General features: G+C 71.7%; 25 protein-coding genes and 2 pseudogenes. 11 read left to right on the top strand and 16 right to left on the bottom strand.

Annotation, left to right across the window (positions count from 1 at the left end; all coding sequences use genetic code 11):
* The 5 genes from E1269_RS27635 to E1269_RS27615 form a co-directional block, all read right to left on the bottom strand.
* Positions 1-447: alcohol dehydrogenase catalytic domain-containing protein (locus E1269_RS27635; RefSeq protein ID WP_162606657.1), on the bottom strand; the 447-nt coding region annotated here is incomplete at its 3' end.
* Between the two features lie 11 nt (positions 448-458).
* The gene (locus E1269_RS27630) at positions 459-737 is read right to left on the bottom strand and encodes a hypothetical protein (protein WP_131900685.1); all 279 of its coding nucleotides are present in this window, start codon (positions 735-737) and stop codon (positions 459-461) included.
* Positions 737-1,087: an ArsR/SmtB family transcription factor gene (locus E1269_RS27625; RefSeq protein ID WP_131900683.1), complete on the bottom strand. Its 351-nt coding sequence runs from the start codon at positions 1,085-1,087 to the stop codon at positions 737-739. Before E1269_RS27625 ends, E1269_RS27630 begins: the two co-directional genes overlap by 1 nt.
* Positions 1,088-1,162: 75 nt before the next feature.
* On the bottom strand, positions 1,163-1,936 hold the full coding sequence (locus E1269_RS27620) for a glycoside hydrolase family 16 protein (RefSeq protein WP_131900681.1): 774 nt from the start codon (positions 1,934-1,936) through the stop codon (positions 1,163-1,165).
* A gap of 3 nt (positions 1,937-1,939) precedes the next feature.
* Positions 1,940-2,473 carry a GrpB family protein gene (locus E1269_RS27615; RefSeq protein ID WP_131900679.1) on the bottom strand — a complete coding sequence of 178 codons (534 nt, stop codon included), beginning with the start codon at positions 2,471-2,473 and terminating at the stop codon, positions 1,940-1,942.
* A 110-nt stretch (positions 2,474-2,583) separates the two neighbouring features.
* Here E1269_RS27615 and E1269_RS27610 point away from each other — a divergent pair, with 110 nt between their 5' ends.
* The 3 genes and pseudogenes from E1269_RS27610 to E1269_RS27600 form a co-directional block, all read left to right on the top strand.
* The gene (locus E1269_RS27610; RefSeq protein WP_131900677.1) at positions 2,584-2,961 is read left to right on the top strand and encodes a DUF1801 domain-containing protein; all 378 of its coding nucleotides are present in this window, start codon (positions 2,584-2,586) and stop codon (positions 2,959-2,961) included.
* Positions 2,962-2,995: 34 nt separating this feature from the next.
* Positions 2,996-3,757: an N-acetyltransferase gene (locus E1269_RS27605; protein WP_131900675.1), complete on the top strand. Its 762-nt coding sequence runs from the start codon at positions 2,996-2,998 to the stop codon at positions 3,755-3,757.
* 10 nt (positions 3,758-3,767) lie between these two features.
* Positions 3,768-3,998: pseudogene (locus E1269_RS27600) on the top strand (TetR family transcriptional regulator); the annotation flags it as partial.
* Between the two features lie 30 nt (positions 3,999-4,028).
* On the opposite strand, the gene E1269_RS27595 reads toward E1269_RS27600, so the two are convergent.
* A complete protein-coding gene (locus tag E1269_RS27595) occupies positions 4,029-4,649 on the bottom strand; it encodes a hypothetical protein (RefSeq protein ID WP_131900673.1) in 621 nt (206 codons plus the stop codon).
* Positions 4,650-4,718: 69 nt separating this feature from the next.
* Entirely contained in the window at positions 4,719-5,768 is a 1,050-nt protein-coding gene (locus E1269_RS27590) for a glucose 1-dehydrogenase (protein WP_131900671.1), read from the bottom strand.
* A 138-nt stretch (positions 5,769-5,906) separates the two neighbouring features.
* On the opposite strand from E1269_RS27590, the gene E1269_RS27585 reads away from it, so the two are divergent.
* Positions 5,907-6,572, top strand: coding sequence for an AAA family ATPase (locus E1269_RS27585; protein WP_131900669.1), 666 nt, complete (start codon positions 5,907-5,909; stop codon positions 6,570-6,572).
* Here the strand turns inward: E1269_RS27585 and E1269_RS27580 are convergent.
* Complete coding sequence (locus E1269_RS27580) at positions 6,538-7,539, bottom strand: aldo/keto reductase (RefSeq protein ID WP_203434139.1); 1,002 nt, start codon at positions 7,537-7,539, stop codon at positions 6,538-6,540. The two genes, E1269_RS27585 and E1269_RS27580, sit on opposite strands and share 35 nt — an antisense overlap.
* A gap of 314 nt (positions 7,540-7,853) precedes the next feature.
* A complete protein-coding gene (dinB, locus tag E1269_RS27575; protein ID WP_131900667.1) occupies positions 7,854-9,050 on the bottom strand; it encodes a DNA polymerase IV in 1,197 nt (398 codons plus the stop codon).
* 241 nt (positions 9,051-9,291) lie between these two features.
* Here dinB and E1269_RS27570 point away from each other — a divergent pair, with 241 nt between their 5' ends.
* Genes E1269_RS27570 through E1269_RS27560 form a run of 3 tightly spaced genes read left to right on the top strand, consistent with a single transcriptional unit; the run spans position 9,292 to position 11,488 of the window.
* Complete coding sequence (locus E1269_RS27570; RefSeq protein WP_131900665.1) at positions 9,292-9,894, top strand: ArsR/SmtB family transcription factor; 603 nt, start codon at positions 9,292-9,294, stop codon at positions 9,892-9,894.
* 1 nt (position 9,895) lies between these two features.
* Positions 9,896-10,642 (top strand): SRPBCC family protein, encoded by a 747-nt coding sequence (locus tag E1269_RS27565; protein ID WP_131900663.1) that lies wholly within the window; start codon positions 9,896-9,898, stop codon positions 10,640-10,642.
* A 48-nt stretch (positions 10,643-10,690) separates the two neighbouring features.
* On the top strand, positions 10,691-11,488 hold the full coding sequence (locus E1269_RS27560) for an alpha/beta fold hydrolase (protein WP_131900661.1): 798 nt from the start codon (positions 10,691-10,693) through the stop codon (positions 11,486-11,488).
* A gap of 13 nt (positions 11,489-11,501) precedes the next feature.
* Here E1269_RS27560 and E1269_RS27555 read toward each other — a convergent pair whose 3' ends face one another.
* Both E1269_RS27555 and E1269_RS27550 read right to left on the bottom strand, forming a co-directional pair.
* Positions 11,502-12,056, bottom strand: a complete 555-nt coding sequence (locus E1269_RS27555) for a DnaJ family domain-containing protein (RefSeq protein WP_131900659.1) — start codon at positions 12,054-12,056, stop codon at positions 11,502-11,504.
* 20 nt (positions 12,057-12,076) lie between these two features.
* Positions 12,077-12,973, bottom strand: coding sequence for a bifunctional helix-turn-helix transcriptional regulator/GNAT family N-acetyltransferase (locus tag E1269_RS27550; RefSeq protein ID WP_131900658.1), 897 nt, complete (start codon positions 12,971-12,973; stop codon positions 12,077-12,079).
* 263 nt (positions 12,974-13,236) lie between these two features.
* On the opposite strand from E1269_RS27550, the gene E1269_RS27545 reads away from it, so the two are divergent.
* Complete coding sequence (locus E1269_RS27545; RefSeq protein WP_131900656.1) at positions 13,237-14,001, top strand: 3-hydroxybutyrate dehydrogenase; 765 nt, start codon at positions 13,237-13,239, stop codon at positions 13,999-14,001.
* On the opposite strand, the gene E1269_RS27540 is transcribed toward E1269_RS27545, so the two are convergent.
* The 4 genes from E1269_RS27540 to E1269_RS27525 are packed head-to-tail and all read right to left on the bottom strand — an operon-like array spanning position 13,973 to position 17,927.
* The gene (locus E1269_RS27540; RefSeq protein ID WP_131900654.1) at positions 13,973-14,875 is read right to left on the bottom strand and encodes an alpha/beta hydrolase; all 903 of its coding nucleotides are present in this window, start codon (positions 14,873-14,875) and stop codon (positions 13,973-13,975) included. The genes E1269_RS27545 and E1269_RS27540 overlap by 29 nt on opposite strands.
* The gene (locus E1269_RS27535) at positions 14,872-15,930 is read right to left on the bottom strand and encodes an alpha/beta fold hydrolase (RefSeq protein ID WP_131900652.1); all 1,059 of its coding nucleotides are present in this window, start codon (positions 15,928-15,930) and stop codon (positions 14,872-14,874) included. The genes E1269_RS27540 and E1269_RS27535 overlap by 4 nt, the downstream gene beginning before the upstream one ends.
* A 26-nt stretch (positions 15,931-15,956) precedes the next feature.
* Positions 15,957-16,976, bottom strand: coding sequence for a Gfo/Idh/MocA family protein (locus tag E1269_RS27530; protein WP_131900650.1), 1,020 nt, complete (start codon positions 16,974-16,976; stop codon positions 15,957-15,959).
* Between the two features lie 36 nt (positions 16,977-17,012).
* Positions 17,013-17,927, bottom strand: a complete 915-nt coding sequence (locus E1269_RS27525; protein WP_131900648.1) for an SDR family oxidoreductase — start codon at positions 17,925-17,927, stop codon at positions 17,013-17,015.
* A gap of 85 nt (positions 17,928-18,012) precedes the next feature.
* On the opposite strand from E1269_RS27525, the pseudogene E1269_RS34455 reads away from it, so the two are divergent.
* The 3 genes and pseudogenes from E1269_RS34455 to E1269_RS27515 all read left to right on the top strand — a co-directional run.
* Positions 18,013-18,090, top strand: a pseudogene (locus E1269_RS34455) (hypothetical protein); the annotation flags it as partial.
* A gap of 46 nt (positions 18,091-18,136) precedes the next feature.
* Positions 18,137-18,472, top strand: a complete 336-nt coding sequence (locus tag E1269_RS27520; RefSeq protein ID WP_203434138.1) for a nucleotidyltransferase family protein — start codon at positions 18,137-18,139, stop codon at positions 18,470-18,472.
* Entirely contained in the window at positions 18,469-18,804 is a 336-nt protein-coding gene (locus E1269_RS27515; protein WP_131900646.1) for a HepT-like ribonuclease domain-containing protein, read from the top strand. Before E1269_RS27520 ends, E1269_RS27515 begins: the two co-directional genes overlap by 4 nt.
* Before the next feature lie 14 nt (positions 18,805-18,818).
* Here E1269_RS27515 and E1269_RS27510 read toward each other — a convergent pair whose 3' ends face one another.
* Positions 18,819-19,361: a hypothetical protein gene (locus E1269_RS27510; RefSeq protein WP_203434137.1), complete on the bottom strand. Its 543-nt coding sequence runs from the start codon at positions 19,359-19,361 to the stop codon at positions 18,819-18,821.
* Positions 19,362-19,393: the final 32 nt, after the last annotated feature.

The following is a 19,393-nucleotide window of genomic DNA, read 5'->3' as shown; positions in this document are numbered from 1 at the left end:
CCGCTGCCCCGCCCGCACCTCCGCCTTGTCGCGCAGTGCCTGCAGCGCCGCACACGCCGACGTCGCCACCGCGGCCGCCTGTTCGAACGTCACGTTCGACGGCTTCGCCACCACAGATCCCTGACCGGCCCGCGCGAAAGACGCATAGGCGCCGTCGCAAGTGCCGAAGACCTCGTCGCCGGGACGCAGGCCGGTCACCCGCGCCCCCGCGGCCTCGATCCGGCCGGCGACATCGCTGCCGACGACGGGGTTCTTGGGACGCCGCAGCCCGAACCCCGCCAGCCGGACCGGATAGGGAAGCCCGGTCACCAGGTGCCACACGCCCTGGTCGACCCCGGCCGCGTGGACCCGGATCAGCACGTCCTCGGCGCCGATGGCGGGCCGGTCGACGTCAGCCAGCCGCAGTTGGTCCGGCGGGCAGTAGGTGTCACGAACGATCGCCTTCACGGCACGCCCCCTTATTCCACCGTGCGCAGGATCTGCTCGATGGACGTGGTCCGCGACCGCAGCTCGGCCACGTCGGCAGCCACGCGCTGCTGCGCATCGAGGGTGGTCGAGGCGAGCTGCTCGTAGCGGCCCACCAGCTGGCGCAGGCTCTCTTCCTGCTGCGCGGTGACCCGGATCTTGCGTAGGTCGAGGAACGTGGCCAGCGCGGCACCGATCAGGAAGACGACCAGGCCGATCACCCCGAGGACGAGGATCGCCTCCGGCCAGGACGTGTCGTCGCCGAATCTCATCAGGTCTGCTCCTTACGTGGTGGGCCCTTCCGCGGGTCCGGACTGGTGAGGGTCGAGGCCGCCCGGGCGAGCTCGGATGCGGTGAGGTGCAGGTCGAAGTCGGTGACCTCGAAGTACTTCATGGCCTTGCCGTCCTCGGAGAGCTCGAGGCTCCCGAGGACGAGGCCGGCGGCTTCGAGGCGCTGCAGGTGCATGTGGAGCAGGGGACGGCTGATGCCGATCTCTCGCGCCAGATGGCTCACGTAGTCGCGGCCACCGGCGAGGGTCGCGATGATGCGCAGCCGGATCGGGTTGGCCAACGCCGCCAACATCTCGACCAGCTCGTCACCGGTCGGGCGCGCCACCGTCATCCTCCTCCTTCATATGTCAGCTTTTTCTTACACATGACACCGTAGCGTTACGATAGGCCATCTGACAAGGCGACGTCAGCCGAACGGGCGGCCGCGCACGTGGGAGACGACGAGCTCAGGCACCGGCACCGGCCCGCCCTCACCAGCGGCCCGGCCGGGAAAGTCGAACACGCCGATCATCAGCTGCATCGGGTAGTCCGGCGCCTGACCGACGCGCCGCACTTGGTCGCCGTCGACGGTGAACGTCACCGCACCGGGACGCCAGTCGACGCCGTAGGTGTGGAAATCCGACACGTCGATGGGTAGCGGCACCGTGCCGAACTCCTCGGTCAGCGCGGGGTCGCGGAACCGGTGCACCCCGATCCCGACCTCGGTCACGCCGCCGCGCACCCCGGCACCGAACACCTCCGCCACGCAAAGCTCCCCGGAGCGCTCCGGGCGATCCTCGATGCCGGACATCCAGAACGCCACCATCGACCGCTCGGTGACGGTGCCGCGCATCCGCACCTCGATCCGGCCGAAGTGCGGCGTGTAGCCCCACAGCGTCGGCTGTGTTTCGCGCACGCGCAGCCCGTCACGGAACGGCATCTGCCCGACGGTGCTGCCGACGGCGCCGGCGAAGCTGCCGGTCTGGACGCAGGAGACCCGCATCGGCTCGGGGTGGACGTCGGGACACCACAGCGGCTGCTCGGCCGGTACGCTCAGCCGCAGCTCGCCGTCGCGGACCCACCAGGTGGCGGCCGAGGCGACCCGCGAGCTCCAGTGCGGCAGGTAGTACGGAAACCACACCCCCGGATCGAGGGTGGTTCCGTCGAACCGTTCGTCGAGATGAGCGCGGGTCCCGCTCATGGCTCACTCCTCCCAGACACACTCCAGGGACAGTCCGCGAGCTGTCCGCGCCGCGTCCACGAGCTCCTGCACCAACGCGGTCTTCGCCCGCGTGTAAGAGTCGCTGTCGTGGGTCTCGGCGGCCAGCCGCAGCTTCAGGTCGGCGTAGCGCCGCGCCGCCTCCGGGTGGGCGCGCAGGTGGTCACGGAGCAGCCGTTCGTTGCGGGTGTCCCAGGTGTCGACGGTGACGACGTGCAGGTGGTGCGTGCGCCGGCCGTCGGCGCCGGCGCGGAAGTAGAACAACCGCTCACGCATCCCGGTGTCGAACGGCTCGTACCCGAGCCCAGCCAGGGCCGACTCCCGATCGGAGACGTCGCCCAGGCGACGCACCGAGCCCATCAGGTCGATGATCGGCTTGGCGGCCAGGCCAGGCACGGACGTGCTGCCGATGTGCTCCAGCTCGATGAACACGCCGGGCAGGAGCGCCCGCAGCTCGTCGCCGGCCGCCGCGGCCAGCGCCGGCCACTTCTCGTCGTACTCGTGCACCTCGATCGTCATCCCAGTCAGGCTAGTCGCCGCGGCTATGTTGGAAACCGTCGTCCGGGGGCGACGAACATGGACTCGATGGGCTTGCGCATGATCTTCAGGTGCTCTTCAGGAGGAGCGACATGACCGACCAGCGAGGCATCGACGCGTGGCTCGAGCGGTTGCCGCCCGACCGGCAGGACGAGGCGACGGCGCTCGCCGACCAGGTGCGCAAAAGCCGGCCCGGCCTGGACGAGGCGGTCAAGTGGGGCCGGCTCACCTTCACCGCCGGCGACGACTGGCACCACTGGCTGTGCGCCGTCGCCGCCACCAAGCGCAGCGTCACCCTGACGTTCCACAAGGGCGTCCTGCTCGACGACCCGGCCGGCCTGCTGGAGGGCTCCGGCGCCTACGTCCGGACCGTTCCGTACGCCCGTGCCGCCGCGGAGCCCGACGCCGTCGCCGCGCTGATCGGCCGGGCCGTCGAGCGCCAGACCGACATGCTCGACGAAAAGGATTGAGTCCGGGCCGGGTGTGACTGGCACAATCCGTGCGATGTCCACGAACCTCGTCGTCGAACCATTGGACCGCCGCCCCGAGCTCTCCGCCGTGGCGGACAAGCTCGAACACCTCTGGCCGACGTTCATGGAGAAGGACCCGATGGGGAGCCTTTACTACACGGACGTCGAACGGAATCATCCCCAGCACGTCCTGGTCGCCTACGAACCGCCGGACGTGCCGGTGGCGGTGGCGTACACGGTGCCGTTCGAGTTCGGCTCCGGCCGCAGAACGGAGCTGCCCGACGACGGCTGGGACGCCGTCATACGTTGGGCCACGCAGGACCGCGACCGCGGCACCGAGCCGAACCTGGTGTCGGCCCTGGAGATCGCCATCCGGCCGGACCGGCGCGGTGAGGGCCTGGCGACGGTCATGCTCGCGGCGATGCGCGACAACGTCCGCCGTCTCGGCTTCACCGAACTGGTCGCGCCGGTCCGGCCCAGCGCGAAGCACCAGGAGCCGCACGTCCCGATCGGCGAGTACGCCCACCGGACCCGGCCCGACGGCCTGCCGGCCGACCCCTGGCTGCGCGTGCACGCCCGCGCCGGCGCCGAGATCGTCAAGGTGGCACCCCGCTCGATGGTCATCACCGGCACGCTGGCCGACTGGCGGTCCTGGACCGGGCTGCCGTTCGACACCTCCGGTGAGGTCGTCGTCCCCGGCGCGCTGGTGCCCGTGCTCGCCAGTGTGGAGCACGACCACGCCGTCTACGTCGAGCCGAACGTCTGGATGCGCCACCCCATCGACCCGTCCGCCTAGGCTCTATGGCGTGGTCAAGGAGACGTTGCGCGATCGCAAGCAGCAGCGCACCAGGGAGGCGATCATCGACGCCGCGCACGCGCTGTTCGCCGAGCGCGGCTTCGACAACGTCACCGTCACCGACATCGCCGAGCGAGCCGAGGTGGGCCGCAGCACGTTCTTCCGGTACTTCGGCGACAAGCAGGAGGTCGTGTTCGGCGACGACGGCGACGTCGGCGCGGCGTTCGACCGGCTTGCGGCACGGTGACCTGACACCGTCGTCGACGGGGGGTCAGCGGTCGGCCTGGTGGTAGACCAGCTCGCCGTCGCGCGGGATGAGGTAGCCGGCCCACCGCTCCGCCGGTGGCTCGCCGTCCAGCGCGCGAGCCGTGGTCAGGCCGGCGACGTCCGGGCCGACCAGGCCCAGCCGGTAGGGCACCTCCTGGTGCACAGCCGCGCCGATGCCGGACAGCCAGCGGTCCAGCGGCCGGCGCCACAGTAAGGAGTCGCCGCCGCGGAACGGGAACGCGGCGCTGCGCGGCTCGGCCCGGTCCAGCGCACCGACCGGTAGGAAGAAGACCAGCCAGTCGACGCCGGCGCGCCGCCCGTTGCCGGCCGCACGCGCGCCCCGCAGCGCCCGGACGCCGCACACCACCGGCCTGCCGCGCGGCAGCACCGTCCGCCCAGCCAGCCGGCCGTGCCGCAGCAGCGCGTCGAGCGTGCACTCGGATTCGACGACCGCGTTGCCCGCCTCGCCCGGCACGCCGACGCAGTCCTCCACCTGGGCCGCACGCCACACCGCATCCAGTGCGGCCGCCAGTCGCGAGTCGTCGCGATCGCCCAGCTCCATGGCCAAGTCGTAGGAGCCTCCGAGCCACAGAGCGTCGTCATGAAGATCGGTCGCGTCGGCCACGGCACCCATCATCGCGGCTGGGCGCGGACTTCGCCGATGGTTCCGGACAACTCGGACCAAGCGGATCGGCTAGTCCAGCGTCACCACGACCTTGATGTCGTCGTCGCGCGGTGCCAGCGCGTCCGGAGCGGCCTCCAGCGGCACCCTGCGGGTCACCAGCCGGCCGAGCCAATCGAGGTCGGCCGCCGCCAGCGCGTCGGCCGCGGCCGCGAAGTGCCGCTGGTTGGCGTTGACAGAGCCGAACAGCACGTCGTTCTCGAGCACCATCTCGCGATAGGGGCCGCTGGCGTCGACCGAGACGGACCGGCCGTCCGGGTAGACGCCGGCCAGGCAGACGATGCCCGCGGCCGCTGTGTTGGCCATCGCCTCGAACACCAGCTCCGACGCCCCGGTGGCCTCGACGATGACGTCGGGCAGCGCGGTTGCCGTCGCCTTCGCCAGCCCGTCGTGGTGGTAGGTGGCGCCGAGGGCGGCGACGGCGTCGGCCTTGGGGCCGCCGTCCACCCGGTCGAGTACGTGGACGTCGAGCCCGCGCTGGACCCCGAGCAGTGCGGCGAGCAGGCCGATCGGACCGGCGCCGGTGACGAGGACCGTCTTCGGCTCGAACCACGCCCGGGCGCCGATCCGCTCGATCTGCTCCCACGCCTTGGCCACCACGCTGACCGGCTCGACCAGCATGCCGACCGGCTCCAGGCGCGGCTCGATCGAGATGGCGTAGTCGGACTCGATGCACCACGCCTGGCTGGCGAACCCGTCCAGCTCCTTGATGCCGCGCTCGGTGTACTGACCGTTGCGGCACATGTCGAACTCGCCGTGGGCACACGCGCCGCACGGGACCGGGTCGGGCCGACGGACCACACCGACGACGAGGTCGCCGGCGGCGAACCCGCTACCGGCCGGTGCCTCGCGCACCCGGCCCAGCGACTCGTGCCCGATGACCAGCCGGTCGCGACCCGGGGCCGGCCAGCCGAACTGGCCACCGATGATCTCCGCGTCTGTGCCGCAGATTCCGACCGCCAAAGCGTCGACGAGCAGCTCGCCGACGCCGGGCACGGGATCGGGTACCTCGGTGACCCGGACCGAGCCGGGCGTCATCGGCTGAACGGTCAGGGCACGCATAGCGATAAGGTACTCCGGCCGATCCACGCCGCAACGGGGATCACGCTTGGTCGCGACCGCCGGGCTCGTTTCATGTGAATTCCATGAGAATCCGGCGTTTCGTGAACGGTGGGCACAGTCCCGGCGGTTGTCCATGTCATGACCGTCTCACCGTGCACCGCCAGACCGTCCGTTATCGAACCGTCCGTCGCGCCGTCGTCCGCCGACTCGATCGCGACGCCCGAGCGCGCGCTGGTCGTGGTGGCGGGGTTGCCCGGCGCCGGCAAGACCTCGCTGCTCGGTCGCCTCGAGGTGACCGAGCCGGCCACGGTCCTGGACTCCGACCAGGTGCACCGGTGGGTGCGTGCACGGGTCGGCTGGCCGTACCGGTCGTACCGCCTGCTGGTGCACCTCGTGCACCGGCTTCGGGTGCTGTGGCACGCCGTGGCCGCGCCCGGCACGGTGGTGGTGCACGAACCCGCCACCCGGCCGGGCACCCGTGCCGCGCTGCTGCTTCTCGGGCACGTGACCGGACGTGCGCGGTGCCTGGTGTGGCTGGACGCGTCGGCGGCCGAGGCGCTGGACGGTCAGCTCACCCGGGCCCGCGTGCTCCGGCCCCGCGTGTTCGCCCGGCATGTCCGGCGCGCGGATGAGCTGCACGGGCGATTCGCGGCCGGTTGGCGCCCCGCGGGTTGGACCACCGTGACGATCGTGCCGCGGGCGGTGGCGGCCCGTGGTCTGCGCCTGCTCGCGGTGAGCGCGGACTCCCCATCGTCGCGCGCCGTGGCGGTCAGGGGCGTGTCGGGCCGCTCCCCGCACCGCTGACCGTCAGCGCGGCGGCGATGTCGTCGAGGTCGGCGTGGTCGAGCTCGAGGTCCGCCGCGGGCAGCCAGCCGTCGATCTGGCTCGGCCGGCGGGCACCGACGATCGCGCCCGTGACCCCAGGGACCGCCAGCGTCCACGCGACCGCCAGCGCCGCGACGGAGACGCCCTTGCGCTCGGCGATGGGCCGCAGCTCCTCGACCAGCGCGAGGTTGCGGCGCAGCCCGTCGCCGGTGAACTCCGCGCTGCGGCTGCGCCAGTCGTCGTCGGAGAGGGCGGCCGCGCGCCGCTCGTCGAACGCGCCGGTCAGCAAGCCCGATGCCATCGGGCTGTACACGACGACACCGGTCTCGTGCTCGGCCGACCACGCGATGACGTCGTCGGCGGCGCAGCGGCGGATCAGGTTGAACGGCGGCTGCAAGGAGTCGACGTGGCCGATGGCCTCGGCCGCCTCCAACTGCTTGACGTCGTGGTTGGACAGCCCGACGGCGCGCACTTTGCCCTCGTCGACGAGGTCGCGGAAGGTCTGCCAGTAGACCTCGAGCGGCGTGCCGTCCTCGGCCGGCCAGTGCATCTGGTAGAGGTCGATGCGCTCGACCCCGAGCCGCCGCAGCGAGCTCTCGACCTCACGGCGCAGGCTGGCCGGATCGCCGATGCGGCTGGCCTGCCGGCGCCGGTTCGCCTCGTCCCAGATCAGGCCGCCCTTGGTGAACACGTACGGGCGGTCGGCGGCCGGAAGGTCCTTCAGCGCCCGCGCGACGACCTCCTCGGAGTGGCCCAGCCCGTAGACGGCCGCGGTGTCGATCCAGTTCACCCCGGACTCCACGGCATGCCGGATCGCGGCCACGGACTCGGTGTCGTCCTGCTCGCCCCAGGCGAAGGCCCAGTCACCGCCGCCGATGGCCCAGGCGCCGAAGCCGACCCGGGTGATGGACATGCCGGTGCGGCCCAGTGGTGCTGTCTTCAACATTCGCGTTCGTCTTCCTGACGGTTCCGGTGGCGTCTCGGGCTCCAGCATCCGTGGCCGGCTGAGGTGTTGTCCAACAGGAGAGCTCGATCGGATTGAACGCTGTCAGCACTCAATCGACGACGAGGCCGCGCGAGCCGGGCGCCACGCCGTCCCCTGCGGAGGAATCCCGCTCGGCCTCGACCGGTCACCAGGAGCGACCACCCCACCGGGGCGGGCCGATCCGCCTCTCACCCCACCACGAACAAGTCCGGCCCAGATCGACACGGCCGGGTGGTTGGCCGCCGAACGTCGCCCCACGCGGCTGGGGCCGTCGCTCAGTCGGGGAGCATCGGGATGGTGATGCCCGGGTCGCGCCCGAGCAACACGGCGCGAGTGACCGCCGTGGAGCCGAACCGCTCGCGGACCTCGTCGAGGGTGGCGTCGAGCGCACCGGGGACGTGCCGGTCGAACGGCAGCGGCAGCTGGACGGCGCCGTCGTCGTCGAGGTTGGACAGCGCGACGCCAACGAGGGTGAGGCCGCGCCGGTCGATGGCCGGCCGCGCGCCGGCGAGCAGCCCGCGGGCGACGGCGAGCAGGTGGGCGGTGTGCGCGGTGGACTCCGCGAGCGTGTGCGACCGCGTGGCGCGGGTGTAGTCGTCGAAGCGCAGCCGGAGCACGACGGTGCGGCACACCCGGCTGGCGGAGCGGAGCCGGCGCGCGACTCGGTCGATCAGCCCCACGACCACCGCATCCAGCTCCGCCGGCGTCTTGGGCCGGTGCCCGAGCGCGTGCTGCGACCCGATGGATCGGCGGCGGCGGCCGACCTCGACGTGGCGGGGGTCGCGGCCGACGGCGAGCGCGTGCAGGTGCCGGCCGGCAGCCCCGCCAAGGATGGCGACCATGGACTTCTCCGCGAGCCGCGCCACGTCGCCGACGGTGAGGATGCCCCGGCTGCGCAGCTTGGCCGAGGTCTTCTCACCGACGCCCCACAGCCGCTCGATGGGCAGCGGATGGAGGAACTCGAGCTCCCGCTCCGGCTCCACGACCAGCAGGCCGTCCGGCTTGGCGACCGCGCTGGCGACCTTGGCCAGGAACTTCGTGCGCGCGACGCCGACCGTGATGGGCAGCCCGACCTGCTCCAGGACCTCGAGCCGCAGCCGGGCCGCGATCTGCTGCGGCGGGCCGGAGATCCGCGCCAACCCGCCGACGTCGAGGAACGCCTCGTCGATGGAGAGGCCCTCGACCACCGGCGTGGTCTGGCGGAACACCTCGAACACCGCGTCGCTGGCGTCGGCATAGGCGGACATGCGCGGCGAGACCACGACGGCGTCCGGGCAGAGGCGGCGAGCCTGCCGCCCGCCCATGGCCGTCCGCACACCGCGGGCCTTGGCCTCGTAGCTGGCCGCGAGCACTACGCCCATGCCGACGATGACCGGCCGCCCACGCAGGTCAGGGTCATCCCGCTGCTCGACCGACGCATAGAACGCATCGAGGTCGGCATGGAGGATGGTCGCCCCACTCGCCACGAACACATGTTCGCATCATCAGCTCCCAAAAGCCAAGAGATCCCACCCCACGTCGGCTAAATGATCACGTTCAGCACGAGATCTCGTGTCGCACCATGCTTGTAGACCTCGTGATGGACGCGAAGTCCTCGTGATGACCCCCGCGCGATGCGGCCACTCAGCTCGCGCTCGACCCGCACGGAAGGCTCCTTCACCGACAGATCCAGCACTCTTGACAAGAAAATTTGTCGGTGACAGTGTTGGCGCCATGCAAGACGTAGCAGTGATCGAAGACCCAGCCGCCGCCGAGGCGTCGCTGGACCCCATGCGTACGCGGCTGCTGGCCGCACTCACCGAGCCCGGCTCGGCCACTATGCTCGCCGCTCGCGTGGGCCTGCCGCGCCAGAAGGTGAACTACCACCTGCGCACGCTCGAGCGGCACGGCCTGGTCGAGCTGGTCGAGGAGCGACGGAAGGGCAACGTCACCGAGCGGCTGATGCGGGCCACGGCGGCCTCATACGTCATCTCGCCGGTGGCGTTGGCTGCGGTGCAGCCCGACCCGTCACGCTCCCCTGACAAGCTGTCGGCGCGTTGGCTGCTCGCGCTGGCGTCGCGCCTGGTCCGCGACGTCGGCCTGCTCATCACCGCGTCCACCAGGGCTCGTCAGCGGGTGGCCACCTTCGCCATCGACGGCGAGGTGCGCTTCGCCTCCGCGGCCGACCGCGCCGCCTTCGCCGAGGAGCTGGCCAACAGCGTCACCCGCCTGGTTTCCAAGTACCACGACGAGTCCGCCGCTGGCGGCCGCACGCACCGCGTCGTCGTCGCCATCCATCCCAGCGTCGGCACCGGCGCCGAGACGAAGGAGCCCTGACGTGGGTCACCGGTTCGAGTCCGGCGACGAGGTCACCGTCGACGCTACCCCCGAGGAGGTCTGGGAGGCCATCGCCACCGGCCCTGGAATCGACTCCTGGTTCATGGGTCGCACGGAGGTCGAGGCCGGCGAGGGCGGCACCGTCCGGATGGCCTTCGGCGGCTACACGCCGGAGTACGCCGTCACGTCCTGGGAGCCGCGACGGAGGCTGTCCTACACGTCGCAGACCGCGCCGGACGGCCGCTTCGTCGCCTACGAGTTCCTCATCGAGGCCCGCGAGCACGCCAGCAGTACGCTGCGCATCGTCACCAGCGGCTTCCTCCCCGGCGACGACTGGGAGGACGAGTTCGACGCGATGACCAAGGGCAACGCGATGTTCTTCCGCACCCTGGCCGAGTACCTCACGCACTTCGCGGGCAGCACCGCCACCCCGGTCACCGCGTTCGGCCCCCTGGTCCCGGACTGGGACGCGGCCTGGGCGGCGCTGCACGCCGAACTCGGCCTGCCTCCCCGAGCCCCCGTCACCACCGGCGACGGGGTCAGGGTGCGGCTGGGCGACGCGGAGCGGGCCGGCACCGTCTACTTCGTCAACGCCGACACCCTCGGCGTCCGCACCGATGACGCACTGTTCCGGTTCCTCAAGGGCTTCCGCGGCCCCATGATCGCTTCGCACCACGTCTTCGCCGACGACGGCGGACGGCACACCGACGCGGCCTGGCAGGCCTGGCTGACCCGCGTCCTCAGCTGACACACGACACGACACGGCTCGAACACGACACGAACTGGAGAACCCATCATGCCCACCGTGACCTCGGCCGACGGCACCACGATCGCCTACTCGCGAGTCGGCTCCGGCCCGCCGCTGATCCTCGTCGACGGCGCGATGTGCTATCGCGCGTTCGGCCCGGCGGCCAAGCTCGCCGACGCCCTGGCCGGCAGCTTCACCGTCTACTTCTACGACCGGCGCGGCCGAGGCGAGAGCGGCGACACCAAGGCGTACGCCGTCGAGCGCGAGGTGGAGGACCTGGAGGCGCTGATCTCCGCGGCCGGCGGCGAGGTCGTCGTGTACGGCTGCTCGTCCGGCGCCGCGCTGGCGCTGGAGGCGGCGAAGCGGCCGGACAGCCGTATCAGGAAGCTGGCGCTGTACGAGCTGCCCGCCGTCACGGACTCAACGCACCAGCCGTGGCCGGTCGACCTGCTGGAACGTACCGACCAGCTGATCGCGGCCGACCGCCGGAGCGATGCAGTCCAGCTGTTCATGAAGACGGTCGGCGCGCCGGGATTCATGGTGGCGATCATGAAGCTGACACCGGTTTGGAAGAAGCTGAAAGCGGTCGCGCCCACCATCCCGAACGACCTCCGCGTGCTCGGCGGCACGGGCGCCGGCAAGCCGCTGCCTGCCGACCGCTGGACGTCGGTCACCGTGCCCACGCTGGTCATGGACGGTGGAAAGAGCCCGGACTACATGCGCAACAGCCAGCGCCAGCTCGCCGAGGTCCTGCCGAACGCCGAGCACCGCACGCTGCCCGGTCAGACGCACATGGTGAAGGCGGACGCACATGCCCCCGTGATCACCGAGTTCCTGGGCACCTGACGTCGTGGCGTGGTCACCGGCCGAGCAACCTGGCGCCCAGCCGCCGCCACCAGCTGGCCGCGCGCCGCTCGGCTCTGGCGTGGTCGGCGGCCGCCCGCTCGGCGGCGGCCCGCCGCGCGGCCTGCTCGGCCGCGGCCTCGCGTTGCGCCGCGGCCTCCTGCTCCCGCTCGGCGCGGTCCGCCCGCCACTGCTCGACGACGGCCTCGGCGTCTACCACCCCAACGGCGATCTGCGGCCCTGACGGTGCGCGGAGCCACTGCTTGATGCGTTCGTTGAGCTCGTCGACGACGTCGCGTACGGCCAGTTCGGAGCGGACGTCGCGCAGCGTCTCGGGCAGGCGATGGATCTCTTTGCGCAGCTTGAGCGGCGTGGGCAGAAGGGCGTCAGTGGTTTCGCCCTCGCGGGCGAGCTTCTCGCGGACCCACCAGAGCTCGTCGCCGGGACGGCGGCTCGGCAGCGGCTTGCCGCTGAGCGGCAGGTCGTCGAACTCGCCGCGCTCCTGAGCCTCGCGGATCTGCTTGTCGATCCACGACTCGAAGTTCAGACCGGACGGCTTACGCTCCGTCATGAGCCAATTGTCGCAGGTCGTCACCGCGCGTCGGCAGGCAGTGTCTTCTCGAACCAGTGGTGGGCATAGGGCTCGGCGTCGAACGCTTCCACCTCGGTGTAGCCGGCGGAGCGGTACAGCTCGATGGCCTCGGTCAACGTCTGGTTGGTCTCCAGCCGGACCACCCGGGCGCCCAGGGTGGCGGCCCGCCGCTCCAGCTCGGTCAGCAACCGCCGGCCAAGACCCAGGCCGCGGGCGGACTCGGCGACCCACATCCGCTTGATCTCGGCCGGTTCGGTGCCGTGGAGCTTCAGCGCGCCGCAGCCGACCGGGGCGCCGTTCAGGGTGGCGACGAGCATCAGCCCGGCTGGCGGGCGGAGGTCGGCGTCCGCGGCGGGGATGCTGCGCGCGGGGTCGAAGCCGGCGTCGAACCGGCTGTTCAGCTCGGCGACGTACTCCCCCACGCAGAAACGCGCGGCCGCGTCGGCGGGGTCGGCCGGTGCCACCCGCACGCCGGCCGCCGTCAGCAGCCGCTCGACGTCGGACATCGCCGCGACCAGCCGGTCGCGCTGCCGCTCGGTGAGCGGGTCCAGCAACGACGCGGCCAGTTCGTCGGCGCGGCGGTCGAGCTGGTCGCGCTCGGCCAAACCGGCCTGCGTGAGCCGGGCGACGGTGACCCGACGGTCGGCCTGGTCCGGTCCGGTGACGACCAGACCGGCCCGCTCGAGCGACCGCAGCAACCGGCTCAGGTAGCCGGAGTCCAGGTCGAGTTGGGCGCGCAGGGACCGCACCGACCGGCCCTCCGTGCCGATCTCCCAGAGCAGCCGCGACTCGCCGAGCGGGCGGCCGAGGGACAGGAAGTGGTCGTTCAGGGCGCCGACTCGCTGGGTGACGACCCGGTTGAACCGCCGGACCCGTGCGACCATGACCTCGTCCATTCTCTGATGCTAGTCAGAGAACCATCATGCGTGTGCGCACAGGTGCCCGAAGACACACTGCTTCGCACCACCCGCCGTCAGCAATCTCACCCCGCGACCTCGGAATGATCACGTTCAGCAGGATCCCCCGAGCGTCACCATGATTGCGAGCATGGTGTGACACGAGATCTCGTGCTGAACGTGATCATTCCGAGGTCCCGCGCGCTCACGGAAGCAGCAGACGATCATCATGTCCGGGCTTAGGGCGGGCCTAGAGTGTTGGCATGGCGGAGCTCGATCTCAGTGGCAGGCGGGCGCTCGTGACCGGCGGCGGCAGCGGCATCGGCGCCGCCATCGCCAGGCGGCTGGGAGCGGCCGGCGCGGACGTCGTCGTCGCCGACATCGACGCCGGCCGGGCCGCGGCCGTAGCGACGGAGTGCGGCGGCCGGCCGTGGGTGGTGGACCTCGCCGACACGGCGGCCCTCGCCGCGGCGGACGCCGGCGTCGTCCCCGACGTCGACGTCCTGGTCAACAACGCCGGCATCCAGCACGTCGCCCGACTGGAGGAGTTCCCGCCAGAGCGTTTCGCGTTCATGCTGCGGCTCATGCTCGAGGCGCCGTTCCTGCTCATCCGGGCCGTGCTGCCGAGCATGTACCGGCGCGGGTGGGGCCGCATCGTCAACATCTCCAGCGCACACGGGCTGCGTGCCAGCGCCTACAAGTCCGCGTACGTCACCGCCAAGCACGGGCTCGAAGGGCTGTCCAAGGTCACCGCGCTGGAGGGCGCCGCGCATGGTGTCACCTCCAACTGCGTCAACCCCGGCTACGTCCGCACCCCGCTGGTGGAGGCGCAGATCGCCGACCAGGCCCGGGTGCACGAACTGCCCGAGGAACGGGTCGTCAGCGAGGTCCTGCTGGCCAACGAGGCGATCAAGCGGCTGATAGAGCCGGGCGAGGTGGCCGAGGCGGTCGCCCACCTGTGCGGCCCGGCGGCCCAGTCGACCACCGGCACCAACCTCGTCATCGACGGCGGCTGGTCGGCCCGCTGACGCCGCCGGCCACGGCGGACGCGACGGTCCGTACGGCGCGGGGTTCGAACAGGACGGTGTAGTGGTTCACGCCGCCGACGGGGACCACGCTCACTCCCGGCGGCAGGCCGGCCGCGGCCAGCCGGTCGTCGTCGAACAGCCCCTGGGGTTCGTCCAGCATCCCTCGTTGCGCCCACAGCAGCGTCGTCGGCCGGGTGCCGTCGCGGACCGAACGCAGCACCTCGGCGTCGGCAAGCACGTCAGCGCCGTCGGCCCGGACCGCGTCGAGGACGCACGACGAGCGCCGGGCACCGTCGGGACCGACCAGATCGTGCAGCAGGTAGCCCACCAGCAGCTCGCGCCACGGGGCCTCGAAGCCGGGCCCGATGGCCGGGTGCGCCCGCCAGAAGTCCAGGTACGCGGAGTCGTCGGCGAAGACCATGCCGAGCCGCCGCATCGCCGGACCGATCACCTGCTCCAGTGCCGCGTCGATGTCGGTGCCGGGCGGCGCCGGGAAGCCGACCCCGCCGTCCACCAGGACGACCGAGTCCACGCGCGCCGGGTGACGCAGCGCCGTCAGCGCGGCCACGTACGCGCCCATCGAGTGGCCCAGCAGGACCGCGGACCGCGCACCGAGCGCGTCGAGGACCGCGATCACGTCGGCGGCGTGCGCGGCCAGGCCCCACGGCCCGGTGATCGCCCGGCTCTCGGCGCGCCCGCGCAGGTCCGGCGCGAGGACCCGGGCATTGCCGTCCAGTGCCGCCGCGACGGCCGCGAGGGCCAGCGCGTTCGCGGTGATGCCGTGCAGCGCGACCACCAGCGGAGCGCCGTCCGGAGCGGCCGTCAGCTCGTGCACGGACAGCTCACCGCCGTCGACGCGAACGCGCAGCGTCACCGCCTCGTCATCCCCTGCACCAGCGCGGCGACGAACTCCACCGGCTTCTCCAGGTGCGGGCTGTGCCCGGTGTCGTTGATGACGACCTCGCTGGTGGTGCCGCCGGCCTCGCGATAGCGCTCGAGGACGGCCCTGGTCTGCGCGAGCATCGGCTGCGCCGGCGCCACGTCCTCGCCGGGCCAGTCCGGCACCGCGCCGATGGAACCCAGGTGGGCCAGGTCGAACAGCGACGTGTCGGAGACGATGACGTCGTCGGAACCGCGAATCCAGTGGATCGGGGGTTTGGGATCGAGGTCGGGAAGCCCGTCCAGCCGCAGGTTGGTCGGCGCCATGGTGTTGAGCACGCCACGCCGGCCAGGCCCGATCCCCGGCCAGGAGGGCGCCACCACGTGGTCGCCGGGATAGTTGTCGTCGCCGACGACGGTGGACAGCATCGACTCGACGTAGACGTCCAGGTCGCCCGGGACGAACGGGGGCTTGACGTACGCGGCCAGCAGCACCTGGCGCGGTGACGTGGGAGCCTCGTCGCCGTGATCGCCGGCAGCCAGCCGGGCGACGAAGTCCGGGTTGGCCGCGCCGCCCCCGGACCCCGCCGCCGACGGGTGGACCAGCTCGCCGTCCGGCCCGCGGGTGCCGCCGAACCCGTACGGCGACACCGGGTTGACCAGCGTGACCGACGGGTACCGGTCCGGCGCGTCCAAGAGCAGTTGCAGTACGACGGCGCCACCCATGCTCCAGCCGACCAGGTGCGCGTCGTCCAAGCCCAGCGTGTCGATCACGCCGGCGACGTCGTCGGCGTAGTCGCGCACGCCGCGCGAGGCGTCGACCGGCAGCGCGTCGGTGCCGCCGAAGCCGCGCAGGTCGACGGCCACCGGGCGGTACCGATCCGGCAGCTGGACCATCGCGAGCTGCCAGAACACGCTGGACGACACGTTGCCGTGCACGAAGACGACCGGCTCGCCGCCGGTGCGCCCGTCGAGCTGGAGCGTGTTGACCGCCAGCCGCGGAATCTGCACCCGGGCGGCGACGACGCCCGAAGTCAAGGTCGAGTTCATGGCCCCTCCTCTGGGGCGATCATGCCCTACGGTGAGCCGTCCGCCGCCGTCTTCTCCACCGGGAAGCGCAGTCCGATCTGGCGACGCACCTCGTCCATCGTCTCCATGATCGTCACGGACTCGTCCAGCGGCATCGCCGGGCTCTCGGTGGCGCCCGCGCGCAACAGCCGGCCCACCTCGACGGCCTGGTGACGCAGCCCACCGCCGACGCGCTGATGCTCGAACCGCTCCGGCGCGGACGACCCCGGCCGCAGCAGAGAGAACGACGTCGGCGCGTACCAGACGTCGTCGATCTCGATGCGGCCCTCGGTGCCGGTGATGCTGGCCCGGTTCGGGGTGCGCGCACCGAGCGTCGTCGTCAGCATCGCGTGCGCGCCGCTCTCGTGGGTCAGGACCATCGAGGTCTGCCCGTCGAGCCCGCTGGACAGGAGCGTCCCGGCCGCGGAGACGGTGGCGGGCCGGCCAAGGACGTGCGACGCGAACGACACGGGGTACACGCCGAGGTCGAGCAGTGCGCCACCGGCCAGGTCCGGACGGTGCAGGCGATGCTCACCGGCCGGGATGCGCTGCCCATGGTCGGCCACCACCGTGGTGATCTCGCCGAGCGTTCCGGACCTCAGCAGCTGGTCGACGCGGCGCATGTGCGGCAGGAACCGCGTCCACATCGCCTCCATGAGGAACAGGCCGCGCTGCCGAGCCAGCGCCACCACCTCGCTGGCCTCGGCGGCGGTGATGGTGAACGGCTTCTCGCAGAGCACCGGCTTGCCGGCCTCCAGCGCGAGCCGGATGTTGGTGGCGTGCGCGGTCTGCGGGGTCGCAACATAGACGACGTCGACCATCGGGTCGGCGACCAGCTTCTCGTACGAGCCGTACGAGTGCGGGATGTCGAGTCGTCCGGCGAAGTCGGCGGCCGACTCCTCCCGCCGCGAGCCGACCGCGACGACCTCGGCGTCGTCGACGAGCTGGAGGTCGCGAGCGAACGAACCCGCAATACCTCCCGTGCCGAGGATGCCCCAGCGGATACGGTCGTTCCGGTCGATCGCCATCAGGCCTCCGGTGCTCGGCGACTACGGCCGGGACGCTCAGCGGTAGCCGGTGGTGTCGGCCGGCTTGCCGGCGTCCTGGACCTCGACGATGTACCGCCAGGCGTCCGGGCTGCTGCCGTCCACATCGGTGAAACCATAGACCTGGGCCAGCTGTCCACTGGACAGCGACTGCCCATTCCACCGCGCGGCGTTCGGGTCGGCCGCGAGCGCCGCCACCGCGCGGCCGACGAACGCCGGGGTCTCGGAGATGGCGAAATGCGGCTCCCGCCGCAGTGCGTCGCGCCACGTCTCCTCGGTGACGCCGTAGTGCTCGAGCATGAGCTCCGACCGCAGCCAGCCCGGCGTCAGCGACACCGCGGTCGCGCCGAGCGGGGCCAGCTCCTTGGCCTGGGAGAAGGCCAGCCGGGTCACCGAGACCTTCGCCAGGTCGTAGAAGAACGACACCCGGTAGTTGCTGTCGTTGTACTCGGTGGTCCCGTCGGTCACCTCGACAACCAGCCCGCCGGGCTGGCGGATCAGCAGCGGCAGCGCGTAGTGGCTGGTGATGATGTGCGTGTCCACCGCGAGCCGCAGGATGCGCAGCCCGTCGTCCAGCGAGTGTTCCCAGAGCCGGTCCGTCCAGCTGGCGAGCATTTCGCCGCCCCAGATGTCGTTGACCAGCACGTCGAGCCGGCCCTGCTCGCGGTCGATGCGCTCGACCAGCGCCTTCACCTGGTCGCGTTCCAGGTGGTCGACCGCGGCCGCGATGCCCCGGCCACCGGCGGCCGTGACCAGCTCGGCGGTCTGCTCGATCGTCTCCGGCCGGTTCATCTCCGAGCGCCGCTCACGCGTGGTGCGGCCAGTGACGTACACCGTCGCACCGGCCGCGCCCAGCTGCACCGCGATCCCCCGGCCGGCCCCTCGCGTGGCACCGGCGACCAGCGCGACCTTTCCACTCAACGTCGTGTCCATGCTTCGATGGTGCCGCATAGACCCTGACAGCTCGTGTCAGCGATTTCAGGATCACCGAGCGATATAGACCGTGCTACATCGCGGCATGGATACGCCCGACGGCGACAAGGTCCGGGCGGCGCGCCAGCGCACCGGGCTGAGCCAGCGCGAGCTCGCCCGACGCTCAGGCGTGCACCAGCCGAACATCGCCGCCATCGAGTCCGGGCCGCGTGACACCGTCGCCGGCCACTCTGGATCGGCTTCTGAGGGCGGCCAGGGAGAAGCCCTCCGTCCTGCTCGACCGGCACCGGGCACTGGTTCGGGAGATCGTCGCGGCGCACCGGGGACACGACGCGCGAGTGTTCGGCTCCGTTGCGAAGGGGAACGACACGCTGGATTCCGACCTCGACCTCCTCGTGCGCTTCGACCCGGATACGTCGATCTTCGAGGTGGTCGGGCTCGCGCGAGAGCTCGAGGAGCTGCTGGGAGTCCACGTCGACATCGCCAGCGACGGCGCCGACGGGCGGGTCCTTGCCCGGGCACGTGCCGAGGCGGTGCCCGTGTGACGGACGACGCCCGGGTCAGCCGCGTTCTCGACGACGTGAAGCAGTTCGCCCGCACGGCGGAGCGCATCGTCGGACGTGGCCGCGAGGCATTCGTCGACCCGGACGACGACATCGTCCGACGGGCCGGGCGCAGCGTCATCATCGACGTGTCCGCCGCCGTCGATCGGCTTCCGGACGATTTCCGGGCCCGGTTCCCCGACGTGCCGTGGCGCGACATCCGTGACACCAGGAACTATGTCGCCCACCAGTACGACGGTGTCCGCGACGATCTCATCTGGTCGACGCTGACCAGCCATCTGCCGGCTCTGGTCAGGCGGCTCTGCGACAGCTGAGCCTCGAGGCCGGGTCAGTCGATGTCGGTGCAGACGTCGTGCTGGGTGCCGTGGACCATCGTCACCGTCTTCTCGCCGTTGGCGGCGATGTCGGCGGTGAACAGTCCGTCGACGCGCCAGTAGCCGCGCGGCAGGTTGCCGCCGGTGTCCCGGCCACCCATCAGCACCGGCCCGCGCACGTACCAGGTGGAGGAGCCGTCCTCGTGGTACTCGATGAGCGCGTCGCCGCTGGCGTCGGCGTCGGTGTACGCGCCGGTCTCGAGGTTGGTCACGCGCATGACCAGGTCGCCGGTGTAGATCTCGCGCTGCGGCGTCCCGTCTGGGAACTCGTCGAGCACGAGCTTCATCACCTCGTCGACCACGGGCTCGGCGCGGACGGCGAAGTCGCAGATGACGCCGGCTGGGCGCTCCCACGGCACGGTCGGCGCCGGCACCCAGCCGGTGGCGGTGGCCTCGGCGACGGCCGGGTCCGGCGCGGCGCCGGACGGCAGGGCCGCACCCGCGGCGACGGCGGTGGTGACCAGTACGACGGTGGCGGCGCGGAGGGTTCGACGCACGGGAATGGCCTCCAGGGTCGGTGGGACGCGGA

It is taken from the genome of Jiangella asiatica (genome assembly GCF_004349065.1).
GTDB lineage: Bacteria > Actinomycetota > Actinomycetes > Jiangellales > Jiangellaceae > Jiangella > Jiangella asiatica.
Note: the sequence above shows the minus strand (reverse complement) of the source record. Positions and strands in the feature narration are given on the sequence as shown.